The organism is Pseudomonas sp. CC11G (assembly GCF_056174845.1).
Genome location: NZ_JBWBZC010000001.1, coordinates 403,047 through 429,876, shown reverse-complemented (window position 1 = coordinate 429,876; position 26,830 = coordinate 403,047). Strand labels below are relative to the sequence as shown.

Below are 26,830 nucleotides of genomic sequence, written 5' to 3'. Positions count from 1 at the left end.
ACCTTGATCATGTTGCGCGCGTTTTTCATTGCCCTGTTGTTGGCGCCTTGTCTCGCCTGGGCCGCCGATGTGCGCGAACTGACCTGGTCGGAAATGGTGCCTCCGGACGCGCCGGTGGCCACCCAGCCGCAAGCGCCGATGCATGACCTGTCGCAACTGGCCGATGCGTTGGCCGCGGAGTCGGCGCCGGCCGCCAAACAGCAATCGCCGGCCGCACCGGTGGTGCAGGCGCTGGATGGCCAAACGGTGAAACTGCCGGGCTATATCGTACCGTTGGAGGTTAGCGAAGAAGGTCGGGTAACCGAATTTCTGTTGGTGCCCTACTTCGGCGCCTGCATTCACGTGCCGCCACCGCCGTCCAACCAGATCGTGCATGTAAAAAGCGAATTGGGTGTGCTAATGGACGCGCTGTACCAGCCGTTCTGGGTTGAAGGCCCACTCGAAGTGAAGAACAGCACCAGCGAGCTTGCCGATGCGGGTTACCAGATGGATGCCAGCAAAATCTACCCGTATGAAACGCCGGAAAACTAGGTAGGAGCGCTCCCTCAAAGGGCCTGCCATGGCATGTGTCATTCCATTGCTTTAGATCAAGATAGGCAGCTACTCATCCTTCGATACTGACGACATCCAAACCGTTAGTCATTGAAGGAGTATCACCATGTCCAAGGCACTGTTCGCCGCCTCTCTGCTGGCGGTTGCGCTTATCGCCCCCGTGGCAAGCGCCCACGAGGCCGGTGACATCATCATGCGTGCTGGCGCCATCACCGTTGACCCGCACGAAAACAGCGGCAAAATCGACCACTCGGTGCTGGGCAAAGTCGACGGCAGCAAGGCCACTCTGGATAGCGATACCCAACTGGGCCTGAACTTCGCCTATATGGTCACCAGCAACGTCGGCATCGAACTGCTGGCCGCCACCCCCTTCAGCCACGACGTTGGCGTAAAAGGCATGCCAGGCGCCTTCGCCGGCCTGAACGGCAAGCTCGGTAGCCTGAAACACCTGCCACCTACCCTGAGCCTGGTGTACTACCCAATGGAATCCAAATCGGCATTCCAGCCTTATGTAGGCGCCGGCATCAACTACACCTGGTTCTTCGACGACAAGCTCAGCAGCGAAGCCGAAAGCAAAGGCTTCAGCGGCCTCGACATGAAAGATTCGTGGGGCCTGGCCGGCCAGGTGGGCATGGACTACATGCTGACCGACAACATAATGCTCAACGCCCAGGTGCGTTACATCGATATCGACACCACCGGTACCACTCACCTGAATGGCGACAAAGTGAAAGTGGACGTTGATGTGGACCCATGGGTCTACATGGTGGGTCTGGGTTACAAGTTCTAGCGTTCGGCTTCGGCCTTCTGGTCGTCGGCCATACTGCGTTGCAATCGGGTTTTGAATGCTCACGTACAAAAGTACGCTCCGCTTCAAAACCCGATTGCGCCTTGTCTGGCTCTAGCCCAGAAGCCCTTGAACTACGAACAGCAAAAAGGCGCCTGAAAAGGCGCCTTTCTTATTAGCGGCATCACTTGCCGAGCAAATTCGCCAATCCAAGCGCAATCGGCGTGGGCTCGCCCACCTTGTAGCGGCTGATCAATCGCTGATTATTAGCCCGCGAGTGCCGAATATCGCCATCACGCGCCGGGCCGTAGGTAATCGCCGGCAAGCTGCCCACCACATCACCAATATGCTGCAGCAACTGGTTTAGGCTGGTGGCGCGGTTGAGCCCGACGTTTACGGCGCCTTCCTCCGCTGTTGGCAATTCCAGCGCCTGGACCAGCAAGTCGATCAAGTCGCCCACATAGAAGAAATCCCGCGTTTGCTCGCCGTCGCCAAACACGGCAATCGGCAAGCCTTGCTGGGCGCGCTGGATAAAGATACTGATCACCCCGGAGTACGGCGAAGACGGATCTTGCCGTGGCCCGAAGATATTGAAGAAGCGGAAAATCGCCGGTTCCAGTCCATGCTGGCGGCGGTAAAAATCGAGGTACTGCTCGCTAGCCAACTTATCCACAGCGTAGGGCGTCAGCGGCGCTTTCGGCGTGTCTTCGTCGATGGCTTGGCCATCACCGTTGTTGCCGTAAACCGCCGCGCTGGAGGCGAACAGCACGCGTTTTACGCCGTGCTCACGCATCGCCTCGCACACATTAAGCGTGCCGACGAAGTTGCTCTGATGGGTAGCAACCGGGTCATCCACCGAGGCCTGCACCGACGCCACCGCCGCTAAATGCACCACCGCCTGACAGCCCGCCACCGCCTGCGACACCAGCGCCGCATCGGCCACCGAGCCCACCAACAGTTGCACGCGTGGGTTATCCAACGGCAGATTGCTGCGCTTGCCCATGGACAGATCGTCCAGCACGCGCACGGCATAGCCTTTGGCCAACAGGCAATCCACCAGGTTGGAGCCGATAAAGCCGGCGCCCCCGGTGACCAGAATGGGGAGATCAGGCATGGCGGTAATAACGATCCAGAAGACTTGGCAAACCGGCACGCCAGGCGCGTGGTTTGATGCCGAAGGTGTGCAGGATTTTCTTGCAGGCCAGCACCGCGTGCTGCGGCTCATCGGCGACATCCGGGCGTGCCGCATGGGCCTGCGCGCCGACTTCCTGCACGGCTAGCTGACGGAACGCTTTCGCTTCCGTGAGCACCGCTTGGCCAAGCGCCAGCGAGGTGGTCGCCTCGTAGCCGCCGTAGTGGTACGTGCCCCACAGCGGCGCCTGGCAATCCAGTTGTTTGATCACTGCGATTAGGACGCGCGCGGCATCGTCGATGGGCGTCGGGTTGCCGCGACGGTCATCGGCGAGAAACAGTTCGCCATCGTGTTCGGCTCGCGAGAGGAAGCGCCCCAGCAACCCTTCGGCGCTGGAATCCAGCAGCCAGCCAAACCGAATCAACACATGCCGCGGACAGGCCGCACGCACGCTCTGCTCAATGCGCCACAACGCCTGACCACGCAGGCCCAATGGCACCTGCTCTTCCTTTTCGCTGTAGGCAGTGGCCCGCGAGCCATCGAACACGCGATAGCTGGAAGGTTGTACCAGGCGAATGGAATGGTGTTGGCAGAGTTCGGCGAGGCGCTCGACAGCACGTTCCTGCGGGGCAAACCGCTCGGCGCTGACGGCTTCGGCCTGAAACCAGTCGAAGTAGTAGGCGAGGTTCACCACCACGTCGGGGCGGGTTTCATCCAGTAGAAGGGTGAGGCTCGTGGCGTCCCAGCCGCCCTCGGGAGGGCGGGGGGCGAGGAAGCCGATGTCATCTTCGGCTCCCAGGCGGATCAGCGCCTGCCCGAGGGCATTGCCGCCGCCCAGTAGCATCAGGCGCATTTGCATACGTCAGGGATGCCCGATCAGAACGGAATATCGTCGTCGAAGCTGTCGTAATTCGGCGCAGGCTGAGCCGCAGGTTGCGGTGCCGGGCGCGACTCACGTGGCGCTTGTTGCTCGCGCTGCTGCGGTGCTGGACGCTGTTGACGCGGAGCCGAATCGCCGCCGCCATTATCAGGACGGCCACCCAGCAGTTGCATAGTGCCGTTGATGTCTACGACGATTTCGGTGGTGTAGCGTTTTACGCCGTCTTTTTCCCACTCGCGGGTTTGCAGCTTGCCTTCGATATACACCTGCGAACCTTTGCGCAGGTATTCGCCGGCAATTTCAGCGACTTTGCCGAACAGGGCCACACGGTGCCATTCGGTTTTTTCGACTTTCTGGCCGCTCTGCTTGTCGGTCCACTGCTCGCTGGTAGCCAGGCTCAGGTTGGTGACCGCGTTGCCGTTGGGCATGTAGCGTGTTTCCGGGTCCTGGCCGCAGGTTCCGACCAGAATGACTTTGTTAACCCCACGGGCCATAACGTTCTCCTAGGTATCGGCACGCGCTTCGAGCAAGGCGTCGAGCGCTGAGCGATCCAATTGTTCGGAATCCAATTTGATATAGATGGCGGCTTCGTCGGCCACCACCACTGCATCCGTCACTCCGGCCACCGCCAAAAGGCGCTCTACCAGGCCAGCATCACGCACCGCAGCGGGTGAAAGAGGCAAGCGCAGGCTAGTGACATACGGAGGTTCGCGCATAGTAACAGCAATGATCAGCCAGAGCCCACAGAGCGCAGCACATCCCAGAAAGACGGTATTCAGGCCGCCATGCTGGAACAACCAGCCACCGAGAATGCCGCCCAGCGCGGCGCCGAGGAACTGGCTGGTGGAATAAATCCCCATCGCCGTACCCTTGCCGCCCGCCGGCGAAACCTTGCTGATCAGCGACGGCAACGAGGCTTCCAGCAGGTTGAACGCGGTGAAAAACACGATGGTGCCGAGCACCAGCTCATGCAAGGTGCCGTCCGTCAGCCAGAAGAAAACTTCGCAGCCCAACAACACCGCTACCGCGCCGGCCAGCACGCGCTTCATCTGGCGCTTTTTCTCGGCATAGATAATGAACGGGATCATGGCGAAGAAACCGACCAGCAGCGCAGTCAGGTAGACCCACCAATGCTGCTCCTTCGGCAACCCGCCGCGTTCTACCAACGCCAGCGGCAACGCGACGAAACTGGACATCAATACCGCGTGCAGTACGAAGATGCCCACGTTCAGGCGCAACAAGTCTGGGTGACGCAGAGTACGCCCCAAGGCTTCCTTGGCCACGCCGGACTCACGGTGGTGCAGCGGCCCGGCCGAGCGCGGCACCCACCACGCCACCAGCGCAATGCCCACCAGCGCCATAGCCGCCGTCGCTATAAATAAGCCGGAAAGCCCGAAGGAACGGGTCAGCAACGGCCCCACCACCATGGCCACCGCGAACGACAGTCCGATGCTCATTCCGATCATGGCCATGGCCTTGGTGCGGTGCTGTTCGCGAGTCAGGTCCGAGAGCAGCGCCATAACGGCCGCCGAAATTGCCCCAGCGCCCTGCAGCACACGCCCGGCAATTACGCCCCAGATCGAATCGGCGTTGGCGGCAAGCAAGCTGCCCGCAGCAAAAATGATCAGGCCGACATAAATGACCGGTCGACGGCCGATACGGTCGGAGATAACGCCGAAGGGAATCTGCAGCACGGCCTGGGTCAGCCCGTAGGCGCCGATGGCCAGACCAATCAGGGCCGGCGTAGCGCCCGCCAGGTCCATGCCATAGGTGGCCAGCACCGGCAGGACCATGAACATACCAAGCATTCGGAACGCGAAGACCAGCGACAACCCACTTGCTGCGCGGGTTTCACTGCCACTCATGCGTTCGCTGTGCGGATCGTGCATGGAAGTACCTCAAGAAAATGCGCGCCGATTCTAGCAGTCCCCATTCAGCGCCGCACGACCGCGACGCTTTGCCGCTGGCTTGACAAGGCCCGTATACTCATCGGTTTTCGCCCGCCATGCGAGGCCGCAGTGGACAAGATCTTGATTCGTGGGGCACGGACCCACAACCTGAAGAACATCGACCTGACCCTGCCACGGGACAAACTGATCGTTATCACCGGCCTGTCCGGTTCCGGCAAATCTTCCCTCGCCTTCGACACGCTGTACGCCGAAGGCCAGCGCCGTTACGTCGAATCGCTGTCGGCCTATGCCCGGCAGTTCCTGTCGATGATGGAAAAGCCCGACGTCGACACCATCGAAGGCCTGTCGCCGGCGATCTCCATCGAACAGAAATCCACCTCGCATAACCCGCGCTCCACCGTCGGCACCATCACCGAAATCTACGACTACCTGCGCCTGCTTTACGCCCGCGTAGGTACGCCGCGCTGCCCGGACCACGACCTGCCACTGGAAGCACAGACCGTCAGTCAGATGGTCGACCAGGTATTGGCCCTGCCCGAAGGCAAGAAACTGATGCTGCTGGCGCCGATCATTCGCGAGCGCAAAGGCGAGCACCTGGCCGTGTTCGACGAACTGCGCGCTCAGGGTTTTGTGCGCGTGCGAGTCAACGGCAAGCTCTATGAGCTGGACGAGCTGCCCAAACTGGATAAACAGAAGAAGCACTCCATCGACGCCGTGGTCGACCGCTTCAAGGCCCGTGGCGATTTGCAGCAACGCCTGGCCGAGTCCTTCGAAACCGCATTGAAGCTGGCCGACGGCCTGGCCTTCGTGGCGCCGATGGACGACGAAGAAGGCGAGGAAATGGTGTTTTCCGCGCGCTTCGCCTGCCCGGTGTGCGGCCACTCCATCAGCGAGTTGGAGCCCAAGCTGTTTTCCTTCAACAACCCAGCCGGCGCCTGCCCGACCTGCGATGGCCTGGGCGTTAAACAGTTTTTCGACACCAAGCGCCTGGTCAATGGCGAGCTCACCCTGGCCGAAGGGGCGATCCGCGGCTGGGACCGACGCAACGTCTATTACTTCCAGATGCTCGGCTCCCTGGCCACACACTTCGGCTTCAGCCTGGATGAGCCGTTCGATAGCCTCAGCGCCGAACACAAAAAAGTCATCCTCACCGGCAGCGGCACTGCCAATGTGGACTTCCGTTACCTGAACGACCGCGGCGATATCGTCAAACGCGCCCACCCGTTCGAAGGCATCGTGCCGAACCTGGAGCGTCGTTACCGGGAAACCGAGTCGACCACCGTGCGCGAAGAACTGGCCAAGTTCCTCAGCACCCAGCCGTGCCCGGACTGCCGTGGCACCCGCCTGCGCCGCGAAGCGCGCCATGTATTCGTTGGCGAGCGCAACCTGCCAGCCGTCAGTGGCTTGCCGATTGGCGACGCCACCGAGTACTTCGCCAGCCTGGCCCTCACCGGCCGCAAGGGCGAGATCGCGGAAAAGATCCTCAAGGAAATTCGCGAACGCCTGCAGTTTCTGGTCAACGTCGGCCTCGACTACCTGACCCTGGACCGCAGCGCCGACACCCTGTCTGGCGGTGAAGCCCAGCGTATCCGACTGGCCAGCCAGATCGGCGCCGGCCTGGTGGGCGTGATGTACATCCTCGACGAGCCGTCCATCGGCCTGCACCAGCGCGACAACGAGCGCCTGCTGGCGACCCTGCGTCACCTGCGTGATATCGGCAACACGGTGATCGTGGTCGAGCACGACGAAGACGCCATTCGCATGGCCGACTACGTGGTCGATATCGGTCCCGGTGCCGGCGTGCATGGCGCCGCATCGTCGCCGAAGGCACCGCCGAAGAAGTCATGGCCCACCCGGACTCGCTGACCGGCAAGTACCTCTCCGGGCGCACCAAAATCCAGTATCCGGCCAAACGCACGCCGCGCGACAAGAAGCTCTCACTCAAACTAAAAGGTGCGCGAGGCAACAACCTGCGCAATGTTGACCTGGAAATTCCGATTGGCCTGCTTACTTGCATCACCGGCGTGTCCGGCTCGGGCAAGTCGACGCTGATCAACAACACCCTGTTCCCCCTGAGCGCCACCGCGCTGAACGGCGCCACCACTCTGGAAGCGGCGCCGCACGACAGCATCGACGGCCTGCAGCACCTGGATAAAGTGGTGGATATCGACCAGAGCCCCATCGGTCGTACTCCACGCTCCAACCCGGCGACCTACACGGGCCTCTTCACCCCGATCCGCGAACTGTTTGCCGGCGTGCCGGAAGCCCGTTCGCGCGGCTACGGGCCGGGCCGTTTCTCCTTCAACGTGAAGGGCGGGCGCTGCGAAGCGTGCCAGGGCGATGGTCTGATCAAGGTGGAAATGCACTTTCTGCCCGACATCTACGTGCCGTGCGACGTGTGCAAGAGCAAGCGCTACAACCGCGAAACCCTGGAAATCAAATACAAGGGCAAGAGCATCCACGAAGTGCTGGAAATGACCATTGAAGAAGCCCGTCCGTTCTTCGATGCCGTGCCGGCGCTGTCGCGCAAGCTGCAAACCCTGGTGGATGTGGGCCTGTCGTATATCAAGCTGGGCCAGTCGGCCACCACGCTGTCGGGCGGCGAGGCGCAGCGGGTCAAGCTGTCGCGCGAGCTGTCCAAGCGTGATACCGGCAAAACCCTGTATATCCTCGACGAACCCACCACCGGCCTGCACTTTGCCGATATCCAGCAGCTGCTCGACGTGCTGCATCGTCTGCGCGACCACGGCAACACCGTGGTAGTGATCGAGCACAACCTGGATGTGATCAAGACGGCCGACTGGCTGGTGGATCTGGGGCCAGAGGGCGGTTCGCGCGGTGGGCAGATCATTGCCACCGGCACGCCGGAAGAGGTTGCCGAGATGAAGCAGTCGCACACCGGGCACTTCCTCAAGCCGTTGCTGGAGCGCGACAAGGCCTGATTTCGAGGCAATAAAAACCCGGGCCACGTGCCCGGTTTTTTATTTGTGGGAGAGGCTTCAGCCTCGATGCTTTTAAATCAAGAGCATCGAGGCTGAAGCCTCTCCCACAAGATCAAGAACTAAGCCTGACCGTCCCGATCGCGGTAGCCGAGCAGGTACAGCACACCATCCAGGCCGAGGGTGGAAATCGCCTGCTTGGCCGATTGCTTCACCAGAGGCTTGGCCCGGAACGCCACACCCAGTCCGGCAATGGCCAACATCGGCAAGTCATTCGCGCCGTCGCCCACCGCAATGGTCTGCTCCAGGCTCACGCCTTCTTGTTCCGCCAACTGACGCAGCAAATCCGCTTTACGCTGCGCATCCACAATCGGTTCGATAGCCACACCGGTCAGCTTGCCGTCTTCAATCTGCAGCTCGTTGGCGAAGACATAGTCGATGCCCAACTTGGTCTGCAGCTGTTTGGCGAAGTAGCTGAAGCCGCCAGACAGAATCGCGGTCTTGTAGCCCAGACGTTTGAGCTCAACGAACAGCGTTTCGGCGCCCTCGGTCAGGCGCAGCGACGCGCCGATGGCCGCCAATTCGCTTTCCGGCAAGCCCTTGAGCAACGCCAGACGCTCTTTGAAGCTGGCGCGGAAATCCAGTTCGCCGCGCATGGCGCGCTCGGTGATTTCCGAGACTTTTTCGCCGACACCAGCCACCTTGGCCAGTTCGTCGATCACTTCCGCTTCGATCAGCGTCGAGTCCATATCGAACACCGCCAGGCGACGGTTGCGACGGAATACCGAGTCTTGCTGGAAGGCGATATCGACGTTCAGTTCCTGGGCCACGCTGAGGAATTCAGCACGCAGCGCCACCGGGTCGGCCGGCTCGCCACGCACGGAAAACTCGATGCAGCCTTTGCTTTGGTCGGCCGGGGTGTCGAGCGGCATACGGCCGGAAAGGCGGTCAATATGGTCGATATTCAGGCCGTATTTAGCGGTGATGGAACTCACGCGCTGCAATTGCTCGGCGGTAACACGGCGCGTCAGCAGGGTGACGATATGCCGGGATTTGCCCTGGCCGCTCACCCAGTGCTGGTAATCGGCTTCGGAAATGGGCGTGAAGCGCACCTGCTGATCGAGCTTGTAGGCGGTGAACAGCACATCCTTGAGCACCACGGAGCCCTGCTCGGTGCCGGGAATTTCCACCAGAATGCCGAACGACAACGTGTTGTGGATAACGGCCTGGCCGATGTCGAGGATATTCACCCCGCCTTGCGCCAGCACGCCAGTGATGGCGGCGGTAAGGCCCGGACGGTCTTCGCCGGTGATATTGATCAGAACGATTTCGCGCAAGGCGGACCTCCACAGAACACAGCAAAAGCAGCGGTGCATCGCTCTGCCAGCCACAAGACCGGCCCAAGCGCAGCGCCGGGGGTGATGAAAAGGCGCACATTCTAACCACTTTCACCGCTATACGGGCACGTGCGCGCTTTGCCCACCCCCATGCCCTCGTTATACTGCGCGGCAATTCCATTCGAGAAGAGCCGAGCTCTGTGAACCGGCCCGCGCCCGTAAAACCCGACAATTTCTTCCTGCTCATCTTCCACGCGCTGCGTCAGCGTCGCGTGCCGCTGGCCTTGCGCATTGCCAGCCACAGCCTGCTGCTCGTGGCCGCAGCGCTGGTGATCTACGCCTTGGTGATGGGCATGCAGTTCAAGCAGGCCATGCAGCAGCAGGCCGACGCCCTGGGCCAGAGCCTGACCACCCAGACCGCCGCTTCCGCCACTGAGCTGTTGGTGTCCAACGACATCCTCAGCCTCAACGTGCTGCTCAATAACCTGGTGAAGAACCCGCTGGTGGCCCACGCCGCTATCTATAGCGTGGACAACCGCATCCTCGCCGAAGCCGGTTCGCGCCCGACGCAAAGCATGCTCGGCGAAACCGAAGGCCTGTATTCCACGCCCATTACCTTCCAGGAAGTGATCGCCGGCCACCTGCGCATCAGCCTGGATATGCAGCAATTCCAGCAGCCCATGACCATCAGCCTGCAGAGCATGGGCTTGCTCAGCCTGATTCTGCTGGCCCTGACCTTGAGCCTGAGCCTGCGCCTGGGCCGGCATATCTCTACGCCTCTGATGCAGCTGCGCGTGTGGCTGCGCGACCCGGATGATCCTGCCCCGGGCGCTGGCCGCAATGATGAAATCGGCGATCTGGCCCGTCAGCTGCAATCGCGCCTGGTGCCGGAAAAACCCAAGCCGGTGGCACCGCCTGAGCCCGAGTACATCGAAGAAGACGAGTACGAAGAAGAAGACGAACAAACCTTCAGCGAAGACGAGTTCGAAGAAGGCGAAGAAGAACCCGAGTTCGAAGTACGCGACCTGCGTGACGACAGCTACGACAGCGACGATGACGACTACCGTGAGCAACCACGCCGCGTGCAATCGCCGCTGCGGGTAAAACCGATCCAGGCGCCGCTGGATGAAGATGACCCGTTCGCCGACCTGCAAGATCCGGTACTCGACGTTGAAGAAGACGACTACGAGCCCGAGAACGACCAGCCGGAAAAGAGCGCCGTACTCGCCATTCAACTCGGCGCTCAGGAACAACTGCGTCGTCTGCCGCGCGCCCGCCTGATGGACCTGCTGCAACGCTACCGCGACTGCATGGACCAGGCCGCCGCCCTGTACAACGGCGTACTGCACACCCTGAAAGACGGCAGCAGCCTGATGCTGTTCAACAGCGACGACAGCGGTGATGACTACCTCACCCACGCCATCTGCTGCGGCGAGTTGATGCGTGCCCTCGGCCATCAGTTGCAGATTGAAGTCGCCGACAGCGGCATTACCCTGCAGCTGCAGCTGGGCCTCACCGCTGGCGAAAACCTCGGCGATCTTAGCCAAGGCGACCTGCTGCTAAGCGACACCGCGCTGGACGCCCTGGCCCTGTCGCAACACAGCCGCAATCTGCTGCTGGTAGAACGCAGCATCGGCGACGACGCGCTGCTGCGCCAACGCGTACGCATTCGGCCGATCGCCAGCCCGGAAGGCGCCTGCTGTGTTGAGCGTTTGCTGGAGCCCTACCCCTCGCTGCTCGAGCGCCAACTGGCGCGCATGCACGAACAACCCGCCCGCTCTTGACCACCCTGATCACCCATCCGCTGCCCATCCTGGCCATTGGCCTGGCGCTGGGCAGCGGGGTGATTCCTGCGCGCCTGCTTATCGCCGGCATGCTCGCCGCCTGCTTGCCCGATGCCGATGTGCTGGCCTTCAAGTTCGGCATCGCCTACGCCGACAGCTTTGGCCATCGCGGTGCCAGCCATTCGTTAGCGTTTGCTGCATTGATGGGCTTGTTGGGTGCGCTGCTTGCACCCTGGCTGAACAGCGGAAGGCTCAAAGCGTTCGTCTGGCTAAGCCTGGCCGCCGCCTCCCATAGCGTGCTGGATGCGCTCACCAACGGCGGGCTGGGCGTGGCCTGGTTGTGGCCGTGGAGCGAGCAGCGCTTCTTCTTGCCGTGGCGACCGATTGCCGTATCGCCGTTTATCAATGGATTTTTCAGTGAGCGGGGGGTGGCGGTGTTGGCTTCGGAGGCGAAGTGGGTGTGGCTTCCCTGCGCTGCCATCGCCCTGCTCGGCATCGCCGCCCGCAAGACAATCAAACGTTAACGCCTCCACTTCGTCGTCCCAGCGCAGGCTGGGACCCAGGCTCGCGAACAGGACCTCAATACCGAGCCCGCCGCAGCATTCTGGGTCCCAGCCTGCGCTGGGACGACGGTGGAAAAAATGAAGGTCCCAGCCAATAAAAAGCCCCGCTATAAGCGGGGCTTTTTATTGAACGGACCGATCAATAATCGGGTTTAGCGCTCAGGTTCTGCTCGGCCGACTTGGCCAGATCTGGCGGCAGGAAGTCTTTATCCGGGTTGTAGTCAGGCTTGAGGAAGCGCGCCAGGGTTTCCAGGTCGGCAGGGCTCAAGGTGCCGGCGGCCTGTTTCAGGCGCAGGTTATCGAGGATGTAGTCGTAACGGGCGTTGTTGTAGTTACGCACCGAGCTGTACAGCTGACGCTGGGCATCGAGGACGTCAACGATGTTACGCGTACCCACCTGGTAGCCGATTTCGGTGGCTTCCAACGCGCTCTGGTTGGAGATGATCGACTGCTTGCGCGCTTGCACGGTTTCCACGTCGGTGTTCACTGCGCGGTGCAGGTTGCGGGTGTTTTCCACCACCTGACGACGCAGACCTTCGCGCTGCTGCTCAATCTGATTCAGACGCTGGTACGACTCACGCACCTGGGAGCTGGTCAGCCCGCCGCTGAAAATCGGGATATTCAGTTGCAGGCCAATGCTGCGCTGCTCCACGTCGCCGTTGTAACGCGGCGTGCCCGGCGTGCCGGTGTTCACGTAACCCAGGCTGTCGTTGTCGCCTCGCTGATATTGCGCCACGGCGTCCACGGTCGGCGCGTGGCCGGCTTTGCGTTGACGCAGGGTTTCTTCGGCGGCATCGACGGCGAAGTTGCTGGCTTGCAGATTGAGGTTCTGCTGCGCGGCGGTATCGACCCAGGCCTTGGCATCGTTCGGCGTTGGCGCCAGTACCGGCAGGGTGTGGCGAATACCTTCAACCGAGTTGTAGTCGCGGTTGGTCAGGGTGATTAGCGCCTGAAAGGCATCGTCTACCGAGCGCTGGGCGAGGATACGGTTGGCGCGGGCGGTGTCGAAGCTGGCTTGGGCTTCGAGCACGTCGGTTTTATCCGAGAGGCCGACGTCAAAGCGCTCGTTGGCCTGGTCGAGTTGACGCTTGAACGCCGACTCTTCGGCCTTGGTCGAGGCCAGGTTGTCTTGCGCGCGCAGTACGGCGAAGTAAGACTCCGCACTCTGCAGAATCAGGTTCTGCTCGGTGGCCGAGAGTTCCAGAATCGCTTGTTCATTGGTGGCTTCGGCGGCCTTGAGCTGGAACCAGCGGTCCGCGCGGAACACCGGCTGGCTCAGGGTGGCCTGGTACAGAATGCCGCTGCGATCCAGCCGCGGATCACCCATATTGGTGTGCACCTTGGTGTCGCTGTCGCTCATATTGGCGCCACCGGAAATGTTCGGCAGCAACCCGGCACGGGCTTGCGGAACGATTTCCTTGCGGGCTTGGTAATCAGCGCGGGCGGCGGCCAGGTCGGCGTTGTTGTTCACCGCTTCCTGGTAAACGCTCACAAGGTCAGTCTTGGTCGACAGGGGAGCTTCCGCTGCCCAGGCAACGCCGCTTGAGGCTGAAGCCACGGCAAGTGCCAGGGAAAGTCTGCGCAGCATGCTAATCATCCTAATTGTGTGGCCCCTGAACCTGCGGCAGTGGGGCGGTGATGGGCAAGGCTAAGGGTCGCGATGGTAGGGGTCAAGCGCCCTGACAGCGCCGTGAGTGTAGTTTGCGACAAGCTATGTTGCTTGCGCGCAACAATCTCTTTGCGCCGCTGCACTTACCGTCATATTTCGACGCGCGAGTCGGGCTTTTTTGACCTGGGGGTTGGTTTTCCCCGCCCCTTGTTTAGAGTGGCCGGGTTCTTGTCGGGGTGCCTTGAGTGAAAGGCTGAGATCGGTTAATCCGGATCCCGTTGAACCTGATCAGGTTAACGCCTGCGTAGGGAACAAGATTGCTCGCCTGCCGTTCGTTTGCGAGTCCTCTGCACCAGCCCCGGTGCCCCCCGTCCATATCAGGTTCACTCCGACAATCCCGTTCAGGATGACGTTGGAGAGCCTTGATGAGCACCACAAAACAACTAAAAAATTTGAGCGAAAGCGCTCAGGTTGATCAGCAATCGGTACAACCCTTCACCCGCTCGCAGAAGATTTACGTGCCGGGCTCACGCGCTGACATTCGCGTGCCGATGCGCGAGATCAGCCTCGACGTTACCCCCACCGATTTTGGAGGCGAGATCAACGCCCCGGTGCTGGTGTACGACACCTCCGGCCCCTACACCGACCCCACCGTACAAATTGACGTGCGCAACGGCCTGGCCGATATCCGCTCGCCGTGGATCGACGCCCGTGGCGACACCGAGCGCCTTACGGGCCTGAGTTCGCACTTCGGCCAGGAACGCCTGAGCAACCCCGAACTCACCGCCATGCGTTTTGCCCACGTGCGCAACCCGCGCCGCGCCAAAGCCGGCGCCAACGTCAGCCAGATGCACTACGCGCGCCAGGGCATCATTACCCCGGAGATGGAATTCGTCGCCATCCGCGAGAACATGAAACTCCAGGAACACCGCGCCGCCGGCCTGCTCGACCAGCAGCACCCCGGCCATAGTTTCGGCGCCAGCATTCCGAAAGAAATCACCGCTGAATTCGTGCGCGAAGAAATCGCCCGCGGCCGCGCCATCATCCCGGCCAACATCAACCACGTGGAGTTGGAGCCGATGATCATCGGCCGCAACTTCCTGGTGAAAATCAACGGCAACATCGGCAACAGCGCCCTGGGCTCCTCTATTGAAGAAAAGTAGCCAAGCTGACCTGGGGCATTCGCTGGGGTTCGGACACGGTGATGGACCTGTCCACCGGCAAACATATTCACGAAACCCGCGAGTGGATCATCCGCAACTCGCCGGTGCCGATCGGTACCGTACCGATATACCAAGCGCTGGAAAAAGTCGGCGGCGCGGCCGAAGACCTGACCTGGGAGCTGTTCCGCGACACCCTGATCGAACAGGCCGAGCAAGGCGTGGACTACTTCACCATCCACGCCGGCGTGCTGCTGCGCTATGTGCCGCTGACCGCCAAGCGCGTCACCGGCATCGTCTCCCGCGGCGGCTCGATCATGGCCAAGTGGTGCCTGGCGCACCACAAAGAGAACTTCCTCTACACCCACTTCGACGACATCTGCGAAATCATGAAGGCCTACGACGTGTCCTTCTCACTCGGCGACGGCCTGCGCCCCGGCTCGATTGCCGACGCCAACGACGCCGCGCAATTCGGCGAACTGGAAACCCTCGGCGAGCTGACCAAAATCGCCTGGAAGCACGACGTGCAATGCATGATCGAAGGCCCCGGCCACGTGCCGATGCAGCTCATCAAAGAGAACATGGACAAGCAGCTCGAGTGCTGCGACGAGGCGCCGTTTTACACCCTCGGCCCGCTGACCACCGACATTGCGCCGGGCTACGACCACATCACCTCGGGCATTGGCGCGGCCATGATCGGCTGGTTCGGTTGCGCGATGCTCTGCTACGTCACACCCAAAGAACACTTGGGGTTGCCGAACAAGGATGACGTAAAGACCGGGATCATCACCTACAAGATCGCCGCCCACGCCGCCGACCTTGCCAAGGGCACCCCGGCGCGCAGATCCGCGATAACGCCCTGTCCAAGGCGCGCTTCGAATTCCGTTGGGAAGACCAGTTCAACCTGGGCCTGGACCCGGACACCGCGCGCGCCTACCACGATGAAACCTTGCCGAAGGACTCGGCCAAGGTCGCGCACTTCTGCTCCATGTGCGGGCCGAAATTCTGCTCGATGAAGATCACCCAGGAAGTGCGCGAGTACGCGGCCAACCAGCGCATTGAGGCGGTGGATGTGGATGTGCAGCAAGGGATGGCGGAGCAGGCACAGCGGTTTAAGCAGGAAGGTAGTCAGCTTTATAAGAAGGTGTAACGCGTATGCCCCGATGGGTTTCGCTGCGCTCTACCCATCCTACGGACCGTTTTTCGTAGGATGGGTAGAGCGCAGCGAAACCCATCAATTACCAGCCCAAAACATCGCTCTTTTGAGATAAAGCCGTGAACACACCCAGCACCTATTCCCCCGATCTCGCCGTCCCCGCCAGCAAGCGCGTGTTCGGCGCGCGTGATCTGTTTTCCCTGTGGTTTTCCCTCGGCATCGGCCTGATGGTGCTGCAAACCGGCGCCCTCCTCGCCCCCGGCCTAGGCTTGGCGTTCGGCCTGCTGGCCATCGCCCTGGGCACCGCCGTCGGCGTACTGCTGCTGGCCGCCGTCGGCGTGATCGGCAGCGACACCGGTCTGGCCTCGATGGCCGCCATCAAACTCAGCCTCGGCAACCACGGCGCCAGCCTGCCAGCGCTGCTCAACCTGCTGCAGCTGATCGGTTGGGGGGCGTTCGAATCATCGTGATGCGCGACGCCGCCAGCCTGCTGGCCGCCCGCGCCTTTGGTGAAGACAGCATCTGGACTCAGCCATTGCTGTGGACCTTGCTGTTCGGCGGCCTGGCCACCCTGCTCGCCGTCACCGGCCCGCTGACCTTCGTGCGGCAGATTCTGCGCAAGTGGGGCATCTGGCTGCTACTCGCCGCGTGCGTATGGCTGACCTGGAACCTGTTTGCCAAAGCCGATCTCTCTGCCTTGTGGGCCCAACGCGGCGACGGTTCGCTGCCGTTTGCCCTGGGCTTTGATATCGCCATCGCCATGCCGCTGTCGTGGCTACCGCTGATTGCCGACTACTCGCGCTTCGGCAAACGCGCCGGCAGCGTTTTTACCGGCACGGCGCTGGGCTTCTTTATTGGCAACCTGTGGCTGATGGGCCTGGGCGTGGCGTACACCCTGGCGTTCGCACCGAGCGGTGAAGTGAACGCGTTGCTGCTGGCCTTGGCCGGCGCCGGCCTGGGCATTCCGCTGCTGCTGATTCTGCTCGATGAATCGGAAAACGCCTTTGCCGATATTCACTCGGCGGCGGTTTCCAGCGGCACCTTGCTGAAGCTGAAAGTGGAGCATTTGGCCCTGGCCATCGGCGCCGTGTGCACCGCAATCGCCTGCTTTGCGCCACTGGCGCAGTACCAGAACTTCCTGCTGCTGATCGGTTCGGTGTTTGCGCCGTTGTTTGGCGTGGTGCTGGTGGATCACTTTATTTTGCGGCGGCGTAACACCGTGACGATGCAGCATGCGCTGCGTTGGTCGGCGTTGCTCGCCTGGGCAGGCGGTGTGGCGACGTATCACCTGCTGGCCAATTTCTACCCGGAGCTGGGTGCGACCTTGCCGGCGTTGATTCTGGCGGGGGTGTTGCAGTTTGTGCTGGGGAGTTTGGGCAGTGTTAAAGCAGTGACTGCGTAGGATGGGTAGGGCCGCCTAGGCGAGCCGTAGGCGAAACCCATCGATTCGCGTAACGATGGGTTTCGGCTCCGCCTCTACCCATCCTACGGTCGGCAATTAGCCGCGGCCTGGGAAGTATTGAGGTTTGATGATCCCATTAAGGCGCGGATACGGAATCTTCAATTCCGGGTGCCCCGACGCATACGGCGCAATGCTGTACACGTCGAACATCAGGCTGACCGCGCCAAAGGTCAGGCGATATTCTCGGTACGCTGAACGGCCAGGTCTTGATGAACTCGGGGTCCTGGTCCAGCTTGTTCACGGCCAGCCAACCCTTGTGCGCCAGCTCGGCGGCTTGCCAGAACGCGGCTTCCTGGCCGGGAATCAGCATGTCCTGCAGGGTCAGCACCTTGTGCAGTTTGCGGTCGTAGTTGATCAACTGGCGACCGGGCATGCCGTGGGCGCCGCCGTTGAACAGGTAACTCGACAGTTCGATGATCACCAGGCCGTCATGCTGCTCGCGTACTTTGGCTTGCAAGTAACTCGACCAACCCGGTTCGGCGCTCTGCAAAAAGCCTTTCTCGTAGCTTTGCAGGGTGGCGGGCACGGAGGCGTCGGGCGCGTTGATGGTCATCTGCCGCAGGCGCTGGTCGATCAATGCGGTCAGTTGCGGCTCGTCGGCAAAGCTGACGGTGTCGATATTTACCAACGGGCAATCACTGCCCTGGCAACCTGGCTGGGTGTGTTCCCAGGCAGTGCGTTTTACGTCCAGCTTGTCCGAGTAGTCTGGCTGAAACAGGCTGGCGCAACCGCCCAGCAGCAGGGCCAAAACAAGGGGCGTACAGGCTTTCAACAGAGGCATGGCATTCCTTGGCGTTCGTCATGTGTAGCGGGTGAAATACAGCGGGTATCGGCCTTCGACTGTCGATGGCCCTGTGAGTTCGGGCTTTCTGGCAATTGCCCCGGGCGGCTATCCTGGCAGCCCGTCGGCATTCTTGAAAGTGGCTGCGGCGCTGGCCGAGGCAAGCTAGGATGACAGCAATCGACGTTTCAGTAACGAATGGGTAACCGATGACCAAGACCTTCACACCAGGCCCTGACGATGTAGAAATCATTGAGCGGGAACACTGCTTCAAGGGTTTTTACAAAGTTGACCGTCTGCACCTGCGCCATCGCCTGTTTTCCGGCGAAATGGGCCGCACCATCAGCCGCGAGCTATTTGTGCGCCACGATGCAGTCTGTGTGTTGCCGTACGACCCCAAGACCGACAACGTGGTGCTGATCGAACAATTTCGCGTCGGCGCCATGACCAAGGGCGCCAATCCCTGGCTGCTGGAATTGGTGGCCGGGCTGATCGACAAAGACGAACAACCCGAAGAAGTCGCCATGCGCGAAGCCGTGGAAGAAGCCAATCTGGAGCTGAAAGCCTTGTGGCCGCTGACGGTGTATTTCCCGTCGCCCGGCGGCTCGGATGAAAAGGTTTATCTGTACCTGGGCCGCTGCGACAGCACGGGCGCCGGCGGCGTCCATGGCCTGGAAGAAGAAGGCGAAGACATTCGCGTGCACGTGCTTCCCTTCGAAGAGGCCCTGGCGGCCGTTCGCGACGGGCGCATCAGCAACGCGGCAAGCATTATTGCCATTCAATGGCTGGCACTGAACCGTGCCGAAGTGAGGGGAATGTGGCGTAACTCTGCTGCGCGACCGTTACCGCGTCGACCTGATCGAGCTGCAAGCCGCCTGCGAGGCCAACTACGCGCGGCTGATGCGGCTGCTGCCGGCCATGCGTGATGAGCGCGGCTCACGGCGTGTGGCGCTGAGCCAGGGCGAACGGTTGCTGGGCGTGCTGGCGCTGGACGTGGTCGAGGCCTGCCCGTATACCACCACATTGAAAGTGCGCCAGGAACACAGTCTGCCGTGGTTGCCGGTGCCGCAACTGGAAGTGCGGGTGTACCACGATGCGCGCATGGCCGAGGTCATCAGCGCGGAAAATGCGCGGCGGTTTCGCAGCATTTATCCGTACCCGAATGCCGCGATGCATCAGCCGGATGAGAAAACTCAGCTGAACTTATTCTTGGGAGAGTGGCTCAGTCATTGTCTGGCCTGTGGACATGAACTGGAGCCTGTGCGTTAGGAAAATCGCCAATCGCGCCCCCTAACTGTGACCCATGCCCATATCGCGCCTTTACCGGTAGCGTCCTAAACAACCATAATTCTCACCAAACCGCCCAAGGAGACGGCCTTGCCGAGCTCGTCCATTCCCTCTGCTGATTCGTCGGTGCTGCTGGTGCAGCTTTCCGACAGCCATCTTTTTGCAGAAGCGAACGGCAAACTGCTGGGGATGGATACCCGCGACAGCCTGGAAAAGGTGATCGAGCGGGTGCAGCGCGAACAGCCGCAGATCGACCTGATGCTCGCCACCGGCGACTTGTCCCAGGACGGCACGCTGGAATCCTACAACCGCTTCCGTGACATGACCGCCGTGCTGCCCGGTGCCGCACGCTGGTTCCCCGGCAACCACGATGAAGTGCCGGTGATGCAGCAAGCCTGCGTCGGCACCGAACTGCTGGAGCCGGTCGTGGACCTGGGCAACTGGCGCATCACGGTGCTGGACTCCTCCATTCCCGGCGCCGTCCCCGGTTACCTCGAAGAAGCCCAGCTGAACCTGCTGGTCAACGCCCTGAGCGAAGCGCCGGAGCGTCATCATCTGGTGTGTTTCCACCATCACCCGGTGTCCATCGGTTGCCGCTGGATGGAGCCCATCGGCCTGCGCAACCCCGACGAACTGTTCGCCGTGCTCGACCGTTTCCCGCAAGTGCGCGCCGTGCTCTGGGGCCATGTGCACCAGGAATTCGATCAGATGCGCAACGGCGTGCGGCTGCTGGCTTCGCCGTCCACCTGCGTGCAGTTCGCGCCGGGCAGCGAGGAATTCCAGGTCGACGACACCGCGCCAGGCTATCGCTGGTTGCGCCTGCACGACGATGGCCGCCTGGAGACCGACGTTTCCCGCGTGACCGGCATTCACTTTGTGGTCGATTACACCATCAAAGGCTATTGAAAGCCCTGCTTTGAAAACGTAGCGAGCGAAGAGTAGGCGAGGCAAAAGCAATCGAAAAAGCGCAGTTGGCTGTAGCCAATGAGCATTTTGAGAGTGTTTTTAACGACGCCTAATCGAGCGCAGTAGTTTTCATCTTTGATAGAGTGCGCTGGAACGGATTTTGGAGTCACCCGCGTGCTGGACACCCCCACCCTTCTTTATATACACGGCCTGAACAGCTCTCCGGCATCCCAGAAAGCCAGCCAGCTGATCAGCGTGATGCAGCGCCTTGGCTGGGCCGACCACGTGCGCATGCCCGCCCTGCATCACCACCCGCGCCAGGCCATCGCCCAGTTGGAAGAAGCGATCATGGAGCTGGGCAGCCCGGTGCTGGTCGGCAGCTCCCTTGGCGGCTACTATGCGACCCACCTGGCCGAGCGCCATGGCCTGAAGGCGCTGGTGATCAACCCGGCGGTCAACCCGCACCGGCTGTTCGCGGGCCACTTGGGCACCCAGACCAACCATTACACCGGCGAAACCTGGGAACTGACCACAGACCACGTCACCGCCCTGAGCGAGCTGGAAGTGCCGGCCCCCGCCGACCCCGCGCGCTATCAGGTGTGGTTGCAGACCGCCGATGAAACCCTTGATTATCGCCATGCCCAGACCTTCTACCGGGGTTGCGCGCTGCGTATCCAGGCCGGTGGTGACCACGGCTTTCAGGGTTTTGCCCAGCGCCTGCCGGCCCTGTTGGCATTTGCCGGGTTTGCTTCAAGCACCTGGCGCGATTTCGATTTTTCTGACATTTAACGACTGACGAACGAGACCCCATGGCCCAGCAAGTTCTAGCTCTAGCTCTTACAACGCAGACGCCATCGAAGTCCTCTCCGGCCTCGATCCGGTGCGCAAGCGCCCGGGCATGTACACCGACACCAGCCGTCCGAACCACCTGGCTCAGGAAGTCATCGACAACAGCGTCGACGAAGCCCTGGCCGGTCACGCCAAGTCGGTACAGGTCATCCTGCACGAAGACAATTCCTTGGAAGTCTGCGACGACGGCCGTGGCATGCCGGTGGATATCCACCCCGAAGAAGGCGTGCCGGCGTTGAGCTGATTCTGACCAAGCTGCACGCCGGCGGTAAGTTCTCCAACAAGAACTACCAGTTCTCCGGTGGTTTGCACGGTGTGGGTATCTCGGTCGTCAACGCCTTGTCCACCAGCGTGGACGTTCGGGTAAAACGCGACGGCAACGAATACCGCATGACCTTCGCCGACGGTTTCAAAGCCACCGATCTGGAAGTGATCGGCACCGTTGGCAAGCGCAACACCGGCACCAGCGTGCACTTCTGGCCGGACGGCAAATATTTCGACTCGCACAAATTCTCCGTCAGCCGCCTCAAGCATGTGCTCAAGGCCAAGGCCGTACTGTGCCCGGGCCTGTCGGTCAGCTTTGAAGACAAAGCCAGCGGCGAGAAGTCGAGTGGTATTACGAAGACGGCTTGCGCTCGTACCTAGCCGACTCGGTCGCCGAAGTAGAACGCCTGCCGAACGAACCGTTCTGCGGCAGCCTCGCTGGCAATAAAGAAGCCGTGGACTGGGCCCTGCTGTGGCTGCCTGAAGGCGGCGAAAGTGTGCAGGAAAGCTACGTCAACCTGATCCCCACCGCGCAAGGCGGCACCCACGTCAACGGCCTGCGTCAGGGCCTGCTGGATGCCATGCGCGAGTTCTGTGAATTCCGTAGCCTGCTGCCGCGTGGCGTCAAGCTGGCGCCCGAAGACGTATGGGAACGCATTGCCTTCGTGCTGTCGATGAAGATGCAGGAGCCGCAGTTCTCCGGGCAGACCAAAGAGCGTCTGTCGTCGCGCGAAGCCTCGGCGTTTGTCTCCGGCGTGGTGAAAGATGCCTTTAGCCTGTGGCTGAACCAGCACCCGGAACTGGGTCTGCAGTTGGCCGAACTGGCGATCAAAACGCCGGTCGCCGCCTGAAAGCCGGTAAGAAAGTTGAACGTAAACGCATCACCCAAGGCCCGGCACTGCCCGGCAAGCTGGCTGATTGCGCCGGCCAGGACCCGATGCGCTCCGAACTTTTTCTGGTAGAAGGTGATTCCGCCGGCGGCTCGGCCAAGCAAGCGCGCGACAAAGAGTTCCAGGCCATCCTGCCGCTGCGCGGCAAGATTCTGAACACCTGGGAAGTGGACGGCGGCGAAGTGCTGGCCAGCCAGGAAGTGCACAACATTGCGGTAGCCATTGGCGTCGATCCAGGCGCTGCTGACCTGTCGCAGCTGCGTTACGGCAAGGTCTGCATCCTCGCCGACGCCGACTCCGACGGTCTGCACATCGCCACCTTGCTGTGCGCGCTGTTCGTGCGTCACTTCCGCGCGCTGGTCGATGCGGGCCACGTGTATGTGGCCATGCGCCGCTGTACCGCATCGACCTGGGCAAGGAAATTTTCTACGCCCTGGACGAAGGCGAACGCGATGGCATTCTCGACCGCCTGGTGGCCGAGAAGAAACGCGGTAAGCCGCAGGTCACGCGCTTTAAAGGTCTGGGTGAAATGAACCCGCCGCAACTGCGCGAAACCACCATGGACCCCAATACCCGCCGTCTGGTGCAACTGACCCTCGATGACTTCGACATGACCCAGGAGCTGATGGACATGCTGCTGGCGAAAAAGCGCGCCGGGACCGTAAAACCTGGCTGGAATCCAAAGGGGACCTGGCCGAGGTTCTGACTTGATGCGCCAGCTGTTTGCGGCCCTGCTGCTGATAGCTGCTCCTGCTTTCGCGCAAACCACCCCCAGCATACCGGCGAGCAAACCGCAGCCGGTGATTGCCATGGATTCCGCCGAACCGGAACGGCGCCCGTGCCGCAACCGCCGTTCGAAGAGCTGAAACTGCTCAGCGAACATGCGGTGGACGGCATCCCACCGGCAACCTCTCGGGCCTGGCCTGGTGCGGCGACGCGTTGTGGACGGTGTCGGACCGCGATGACGACCGCATCTACCGGCTGACCGCCAATGGCGCGGTCATGAATGCCGAAGTGGAAGTGTTCAACGCCCCGCCGCCGCCACAAAGCCCGCTGCCGTGGGGCGTGCGCGTGCGTACTGGTTTGCCGGCATTACCCGTGGCGGCGACCTGATTTCGAAGGTATTACCTGCGATGCCAAGGCAACCGCTATCTGGTGAGCGAGGCCACCTCGGCCGTGCTGATGATTCCACCGGCCGGCAGCGGCGAGTGGCTGAACCTGCCGCTCAGCCTGGTCAATCAGGCCCGCGCGCGCGGCATGCTGCTGCACTTCAATGCCTTGTTTGAAGGCGTGGTGATCGATGCGAAGGGCGAGCGCCTGTGGCTGGCCGCCGAGCGCGAACGCCGTGGTCTGCTGGTGCTGCATAAAATCAACGGCAGCTGGAAATGCGCCGGCGGTTGCGTGCTGATGAGCGAGGGCGGTGACGAACTGCCGCCGCCGCAGATGGGCACTAAACCCATGCCCAAAGACTTCAGCGACATCGCCTTCTACAAAGGCCACCTGTACACCCTGGAACGCCTGGCCCACCAGATTTGCCGCCGCGCCGCCGACACTGGTGAAGCCGAGCATTGCTGGTCCTTCGCCGCCGAAGCCCTGACTGACGCACGCAAGTACGACGAACCGTGGGGCATGGCCGAAGCGCTGACCATCGACGAGAAAGGCGCCTGGATCGGCGTGGATAACGGCAACAAGGCCCGTGGCGACGGCGAAGACCGCCCTATCGTTTGGCGCTTTGCTGCACCGGCGGCCGGCTGGAGCGTCAAGCCGTGAGCGAGCAGACCGTGGGCCGGCGTGCCGGGCGCGTGATGTGGGTGCTCTTCTGGGGCGCCGGGCTGGCCTTGGCCACGCATTTTTTCGGCATCTGGGAAAACAAAAAGCACAATCCCAATCAGGTGCCGATGTCGTCCCACGGTCAGGGTTTTATTGAGGTGCGCCTGGCGGGCAACGGCCAGGGCCACTTTGTGTCCACCGGCGCCATCAACGGCACCAGCGTGTTATTTATGCTCGACACCGGCGCCACCGATGTGGCGATTCCGGCCAGCGTCGCCGACAGCCTCAAGCTGCAGCGCGGCGCACCGGTCACGTTAAGCACGGCCAATGGCATGAGCAGCGGTTACCGCACCCAGATCGACAGCCTGCAAGTAGGCGAGATCGTCTTGCATAACGTGCGCGGCATTGTCGCCCCGGGCATGCAAGGCGATGAAGTGTTGCTCGGCATGAGCGCACTCAAACAATTGGAATTCACCCAGCGCGACGGCACCTTGGTGCTGCGCCAGACCACCACTCAATGAGGCACGCATGAGCGACTCTCTAGACCTGAGCCTGGACGGCGTGGAGCGGCGCTCCCTGGCCGACTTCACCGAGCAGGCCTACCTGAACTACTCCATGTACGTGATCATGGACCGCGCCCTGCCGCACATTGGTGACGGCCTCAAACCCGTACAGCGACGCATCATCTATGCGATGAGCGAGCTGGGCCTGGACGCCGATTCCAAGCACAAGAAATCGGCGCGTACCGTCGGTGACGTACTGGGTAAGTTCCACCCCCACGGCGACTCGGCCTGCTACGAAGCCATGGTGCTCATGGCCCAGCCGTTCAGCTACCGCTACACGCTGGTCGACGGCCAGGGCAACTGGGGGGCGCCGGATGATCCCAAATCTTTCGCCGCCATGCGTTACACCGAAGCGCGCCTGTCGCGTTACTCGGAAGTGCTGCTGACCGAACTCGGCCAAGGCACCGCCGACTGGGTACCGAACTTCGACGGCACCCTGGACGAGCCCGCCGTACTGCCGGCGCGCCTGCCCAACTTGCTGCTCAACGGCACCACTGGCATCGCCGTGGGCATGGCCACCGACGTACCGCCGCACAACCTGCGCGAAGTCGCCACCGCCTGCGTGCGCCTGCTGGACGAGCCCAACGCCACCGTCGAGCAACTCTGTGAACACGTACTCGGCCCGGACTATCCGACCGAAGCAGAAGTCATCACCCCGCGCGCCGACCTGCTGAAAATCTACGAAACCGGCAAAGGCTCGGTGCGCATGCGCGCCGTGTACCGCGTGGAAGATGGCGATATCGTCGTTACCGCCCTGCCCCACCAGGTTTCCGGTGCCAAAGTGCTGGAACAGATCGCCGGCCAGATGCAGGCGAAAAAGCTGCCGATGGTCGCCGACCTGCGTGATGAGTCGGACCATGAACACCCATGCCGCATCGTGATTATTCCGCGCTCCAACCGCGTGGATGCCGATGAGCTGATGGCCCACCTGTTCGCCACCACGGAGCTCGAATCCAGCTACCGGGTGAACATCAACATCATTGGCCTGGACGGCAAACCGCAGGTGAAGAACCTGCGCCAGCTGCTCAGCGAATGGCTGGTGTTCCGCATCGGCACCGTGCGTCGCCGCCTGCAGTTCCGCCTGGACAAGGTCGAGCGTCGCCTGCACCTGTTGGACGGCTTGCTGATCGCCTTCCTCAACCTGGATGAAGTGATCCATATCATCCGCACCGAGGAACACCCGAAATCGGTATTGATGGAGCGTTTCGCCCTCACCGACATTCAGGCCGACTACATCCTCGATACCCGTCTGCGTCAGTTGGCGCGGTTGGAAGAGATGAAAATCCGTGGCGAGCAAGAAGAACTCGCCAAGGAACAAGCCAAGCTGCAAGCCCTGCTGGGCAGCGAAACCAAGCTGCGCAAGCTGGTGCGTACCGAGCTGATTGCCGACGCAGAAACCTATGGCGACAACCGCCGCTCGCCGATTGTGGCGCGCGCCGAAGCCAAAGCCCTGTCGGAAACCGAGCTGATGCCGACCGAGCCGGTCACCGTCGTCGTCTCGGAAAAAGGCTGGGTGCGTTGCGCTAAGGGCCACGATATCGACGCCACCGGTCTTTCCTATAAAGCCGGCGACGAGTTCAAAGCCTCGGCACCGGGTCGCTCCAACCAATACGCGGTGTTTATCGACTCCACCGGGCGCAGTTACTCGCTGGCCGCGCATTCGTTGCCATCGGCCCGTGGCCAGGGCGAGCCGCTGACCGGCCGCCTGACCCCACCGCCGGGCGCCACCTTCGAATGCGTGCTGCTGCCGGACGACGATGCGCTGTTCGTGATCGCATCCGACGCCGGTTACGGCTTTGTGGTGAAAGGTGAAGACCTGCAAGCCAAGAACAAGGCCGGCAAGGCCCTGCTCAGCCTGCCGAACGGCGCCAAGGTGCTGCTGCCGCAAGCCGTGGCCAGCCGCGAGGAAGACTGGCTGGCGGCGGTAACCACCGAAGGTCGCCTGCTGCTGTTCAAAGTGGCTGACCTGCCGCAACTGGGCAAAGGTAAAGGCAACAAGATCATCGGCGTGCCGGGCGACCGTGTGGCCAGCCGCGAAGAGTTCGTCACCGGCATCGCCGTGCTGCCAGCTGGCGCCACCCTGGTGCTGCAAGCGGGCAAACGCACGCTGTCGCTCAAGGCCGACGACCTGGAGCACTACAAAGGCGAACGCGGCCGGCGCGGCAACAAACTGCCCCGTGGCTTCCAACGAGTGGACGGGTTGCTGGTAGAGGGCTAAACCGGGAGAAGAGCGCGCTTTACCGCTTGAA

18 protein-coding genes, 7 pseudogenes and 1 riboswitch are annotated in these 26,830 nt (G+C 61.8%); of the genes and pseudogenes, 18 read left to right on the top strand and 7 right to left on the bottom strand.

All coding sequences use genetic code 11. The annotated features are described in order from the left end of the window. Window positions 1–9 precede the first annotated feature (9 nt). Window positions 10–531, top strand: a complete 522-nt coding sequence (locus AC0V2S_RS02060) for a DUF3299 domain-containing protein (protein WP_475508286.1) — start codon at window positions 10–12, stop codon at window positions 529–531. A 127-nt stretch (window positions 532–658) separates the two neighbouring features. Continuing rightward, on the top strand, window positions 659–1,342 hold the full coding sequence (locus tag AC0V2S_RS02055) for an OmpW/AlkL family protein (protein WP_475508285.1): 684 nt from the start codon (window positions 659–661) through the stop codon (window positions 1,340–1,342). A 181-nt stretch (window positions 1,343–1,523) separates the two neighbouring features. On the opposite strand, the gene AC0V2S_RS02050 is transcribed toward AC0V2S_RS02055, so the two are convergent. The 4 genes from AC0V2S_RS02050 to AC0V2S_RS02035 are packed head-to-tail and all read right to left on the bottom strand — an operon-like array spanning window position 1,524 to window position 5,240. Next, window positions 1,524–2,453 (bottom strand): NAD-dependent epimerase/dehydratase family protein, encoded by a 930-nt coding sequence (locus AC0V2S_RS02050; protein ID WP_475508284.1) that lies wholly within the window; start codon window positions 2,451–2,453, stop codon window positions 1,524–1,526. Further along, window positions 2,446–3,330, bottom strand: a complete 885-nt coding sequence (locus AC0V2S_RS02045) for a sugar nucleotide-binding protein (protein WP_475508283.1) — start codon at window positions 3,328–3,330, stop codon at window positions 2,446–2,448. Before AC0V2S_RS02045 ends, AC0V2S_RS02050 begins: the two co-directional genes overlap by 8 nt. 17 nt (window positions 3,331–3,347) lie before the next feature. Next, complete coding sequence (locus AC0V2S_RS02040; RefSeq protein WP_108096341.1) at window positions 3,348–3,845, bottom strand: single-stranded DNA-binding protein; 498 nt, start codon at window positions 3,843–3,845, stop codon at window positions 3,348–3,350. A gap of 9 nt (window positions 3,846–3,854) precedes the next feature. Beyond that, window positions 3,855–5,240, bottom strand: a complete 1,386-nt coding sequence (locus AC0V2S_RS02035) for an MFS transporter (protein WP_475508282.1) — start codon at window positions 5,238–5,240, stop codon at window positions 3,855–3,857. Between the two features lie 129 nt (window positions 5,241–5,369). Here AC0V2S_RS02035 and uvrA point away from each other — a divergent pair. Beyond that, window positions 5,370–8,203, top strand: a pseudogene (uvrA, locus tag AC0V2S_RS02030) (excinuclease ABC subunit UvrA). A 119-nt stretch (window positions 8,204–8,322) separates the two neighbouring features. Here the strand turns inward: uvrA and serB are convergent. Then, complete coding sequence (gene serB / locus AC0V2S_RS02025; protein ID WP_475508281.1) at window positions 8,323–9,537, bottom strand: phosphoserine phosphatase SerB; 1,215 nt, start codon at window positions 9,535–9,537, stop codon at window positions 8,323–8,325. Between the two features lie 200 nt (window positions 9,538–9,737). Here serB and AC0V2S_RS02020 point away from each other — a divergent pair, with 200 nt between their 5' ends. Then, window positions 9,738–11,321, top strand: a complete 1,584-nt coding sequence (locus tag AC0V2S_RS02020; protein WP_475508280.1) for an AhpA/YtjB family protein — start codon at window positions 9,738–9,740, stop codon at window positions 11,319–11,321. Next, complete coding sequence (locus tag AC0V2S_RS02015; protein ID WP_475508279.1) at window positions 11,318–11,845, top strand: metal-dependent hydrolase; 528 nt, start codon at window positions 11,318–11,320, stop codon at window positions 11,843–11,845. Before AC0V2S_RS02020 ends, AC0V2S_RS02015 begins: the two co-directional genes overlap by 4 nt. A gap of 178 nt (window positions 11,846–12,023) precedes the next feature. Here the strand turns inward: AC0V2S_RS02015 and AC0V2S_RS02010 are convergent, their stop codons facing one another. Then, window positions 12,024–13,472 carry a TolC family outer membrane protein gene (locus AC0V2S_RS02010; protein ID WP_475508278.1) on the bottom strand — a complete coding sequence of 483 codons (1,449 nt, stop codon included), beginning with the start codon at window positions 13,470–13,472 and terminating at the stop codon, window positions 12,024–12,026. 243 nt (window positions 13,473–13,715) lie between these two features. Then, window positions 13,716–13,821: riboswitch (TPP riboswitch) on the top strand. 97 nt (window positions 13,822–13,918) lie between these two features. On the opposite strand from AC0V2S_RS02010, the gene AC0V2S_RS02005 reads away from it, so the two are divergent. The 4 genes and pseudogenes from AC0V2S_RS02005 (at window position 13,919) to cytX (ending at window position 17,211) form a co-directional block, all read left to right on the top strand. Continuing rightward, window positions 13,919–14,656, top strand: coding sequence for a phosphomethylpyrimidine synthase ThiC (locus AC0V2S_RS02005; protein ID WP_475508277.1), 738 nt, complete (start codon window positions 13,919–13,921; stop codon window positions 14,654–14,656). A 41-nt stretch (window positions 14,657–14,697) separates the two neighbouring features. Continuing rightward, a pseudogene (gene thiC / locus AC0V2S_RS02000) lies at window positions 14,698–15,623 on the top strand (phosphomethylpyrimidine synthase ThiC); the annotation flags it as partial. A gap of 42 nt (window positions 15,624–15,665) precedes the next feature. Continuing rightward, entirely contained in the window at window positions 15,666–15,803 is a 138-nt protein-coding gene (locus AC0V2S_RS01995; RefSeq protein WP_475508706.1) for a hypothetical protein, read from the top strand. A 125-nt stretch (window positions 15,804–15,928) separates the two neighbouring features. Further along, window positions 15,929–17,211, top strand: a pseudogene (cytX, locus tag AC0V2S_RS01990) (putative hydroxymethylpyrimidine transporter CytX). A 96-nt stretch (window positions 17,212–17,307) separates the two neighbouring features. Here cytX and AC0V2S_RS01985 read toward each other — a convergent pair. Beyond that, window positions 17,308–18,052, bottom strand: a pseudogene (locus tag AC0V2S_RS01985) (RsiV family protein). Between the two features lie 209 nt (window positions 18,053–18,261). Between AC0V2S_RS01985 and AC0V2S_RS01980 the strand changes: the two are divergent. From AC0V2S_RS01980 to parC, 9 genes and pseudogenes are all read left to right on the top strand, one after another. After that, a pseudogene (locus AC0V2S_RS01980) lies at window positions 18,262–18,873 on the top strand (NUDIX domain-containing protein); the annotation flags it as partial. Between the two features lie 7 nt (window positions 18,874–18,880). After that, window positions 18,881–19,321, top strand: coding sequence for a DUF1249 domain-containing protein (locus AC0V2S_RS01975; RefSeq protein WP_475508687.1), 441 nt, complete (start codon window positions 18,881–18,883; stop codon window positions 19,319–19,321). 108 nt (window positions 19,322–19,429) lie between these two features. After that, window positions 19,430–20,245, top strand: a complete 816-nt coding sequence (cpdA, locus tag AC0V2S_RS01970) for a 3',5'-cyclic-AMP phosphodiesterase (RefSeq protein WP_475508276.1) — start codon at window positions 19,430–19,432, stop codon at window positions 20,243–20,245. 174 nt (window positions 20,246–20,419) lie between these two features. Continuing rightward, entirely contained in the window at window positions 20,420–21,034 is a 615-nt protein-coding gene (locus AC0V2S_RS01965) for a YqiA/YcfP family alpha/beta fold hydrolase (protein WP_475508275.1), read from the top strand. Between the two features lie 64 nt (window positions 21,035–21,098). Then, window positions 21,099–22,959 (top strand): annotated as a pseudogene (gene parE / locus AC0V2S_RS01960) (DNA topoisomerase IV subunit B). Then, a complete protein-coding gene (locus tag AC0V2S_RS01955) occupies window positions 22,959–23,114 on the top strand; it encodes a hypothetical protein (RefSeq protein WP_475508705.1) in 156 nt (51 codons plus the stop codon). Before parE ends, AC0V2S_RS01955 begins: the two are co-directional and overlap by 1 nt. Further along, window positions 23,087–24,018, top strand: a pseudogene (locus AC0V2S_RS01950) (esterase-like activity of phytase family protein). Before AC0V2S_RS01955 ends, AC0V2S_RS01950 begins: the two are co-directional and overlap by 28 nt. A gap of 35 nt (window positions 24,019–24,053) precedes the next feature. Beyond that, window positions 24,054–24,539 (top strand): retropepsin-like aspartic protease family protein, encoded by a 486-nt coding sequence (locus AC0V2S_RS01945; protein WP_475508686.1) that lies wholly within the window; start codon window positions 24,054–24,056, stop codon window positions 24,537–24,539. Window positions 24,540–24,546: 7 nt separating this feature from the next. Beyond that, complete coding sequence (parC, locus tag AC0V2S_RS01940) at window positions 24,547–26,799, top strand: DNA topoisomerase IV subunit A (protein WP_475508274.1); 2,253 nt, start codon at window positions 24,547–24,549, stop codon at window positions 26,797–26,799. Window positions 26,800–26,830 lie beyond the last annotated feature (31 nt).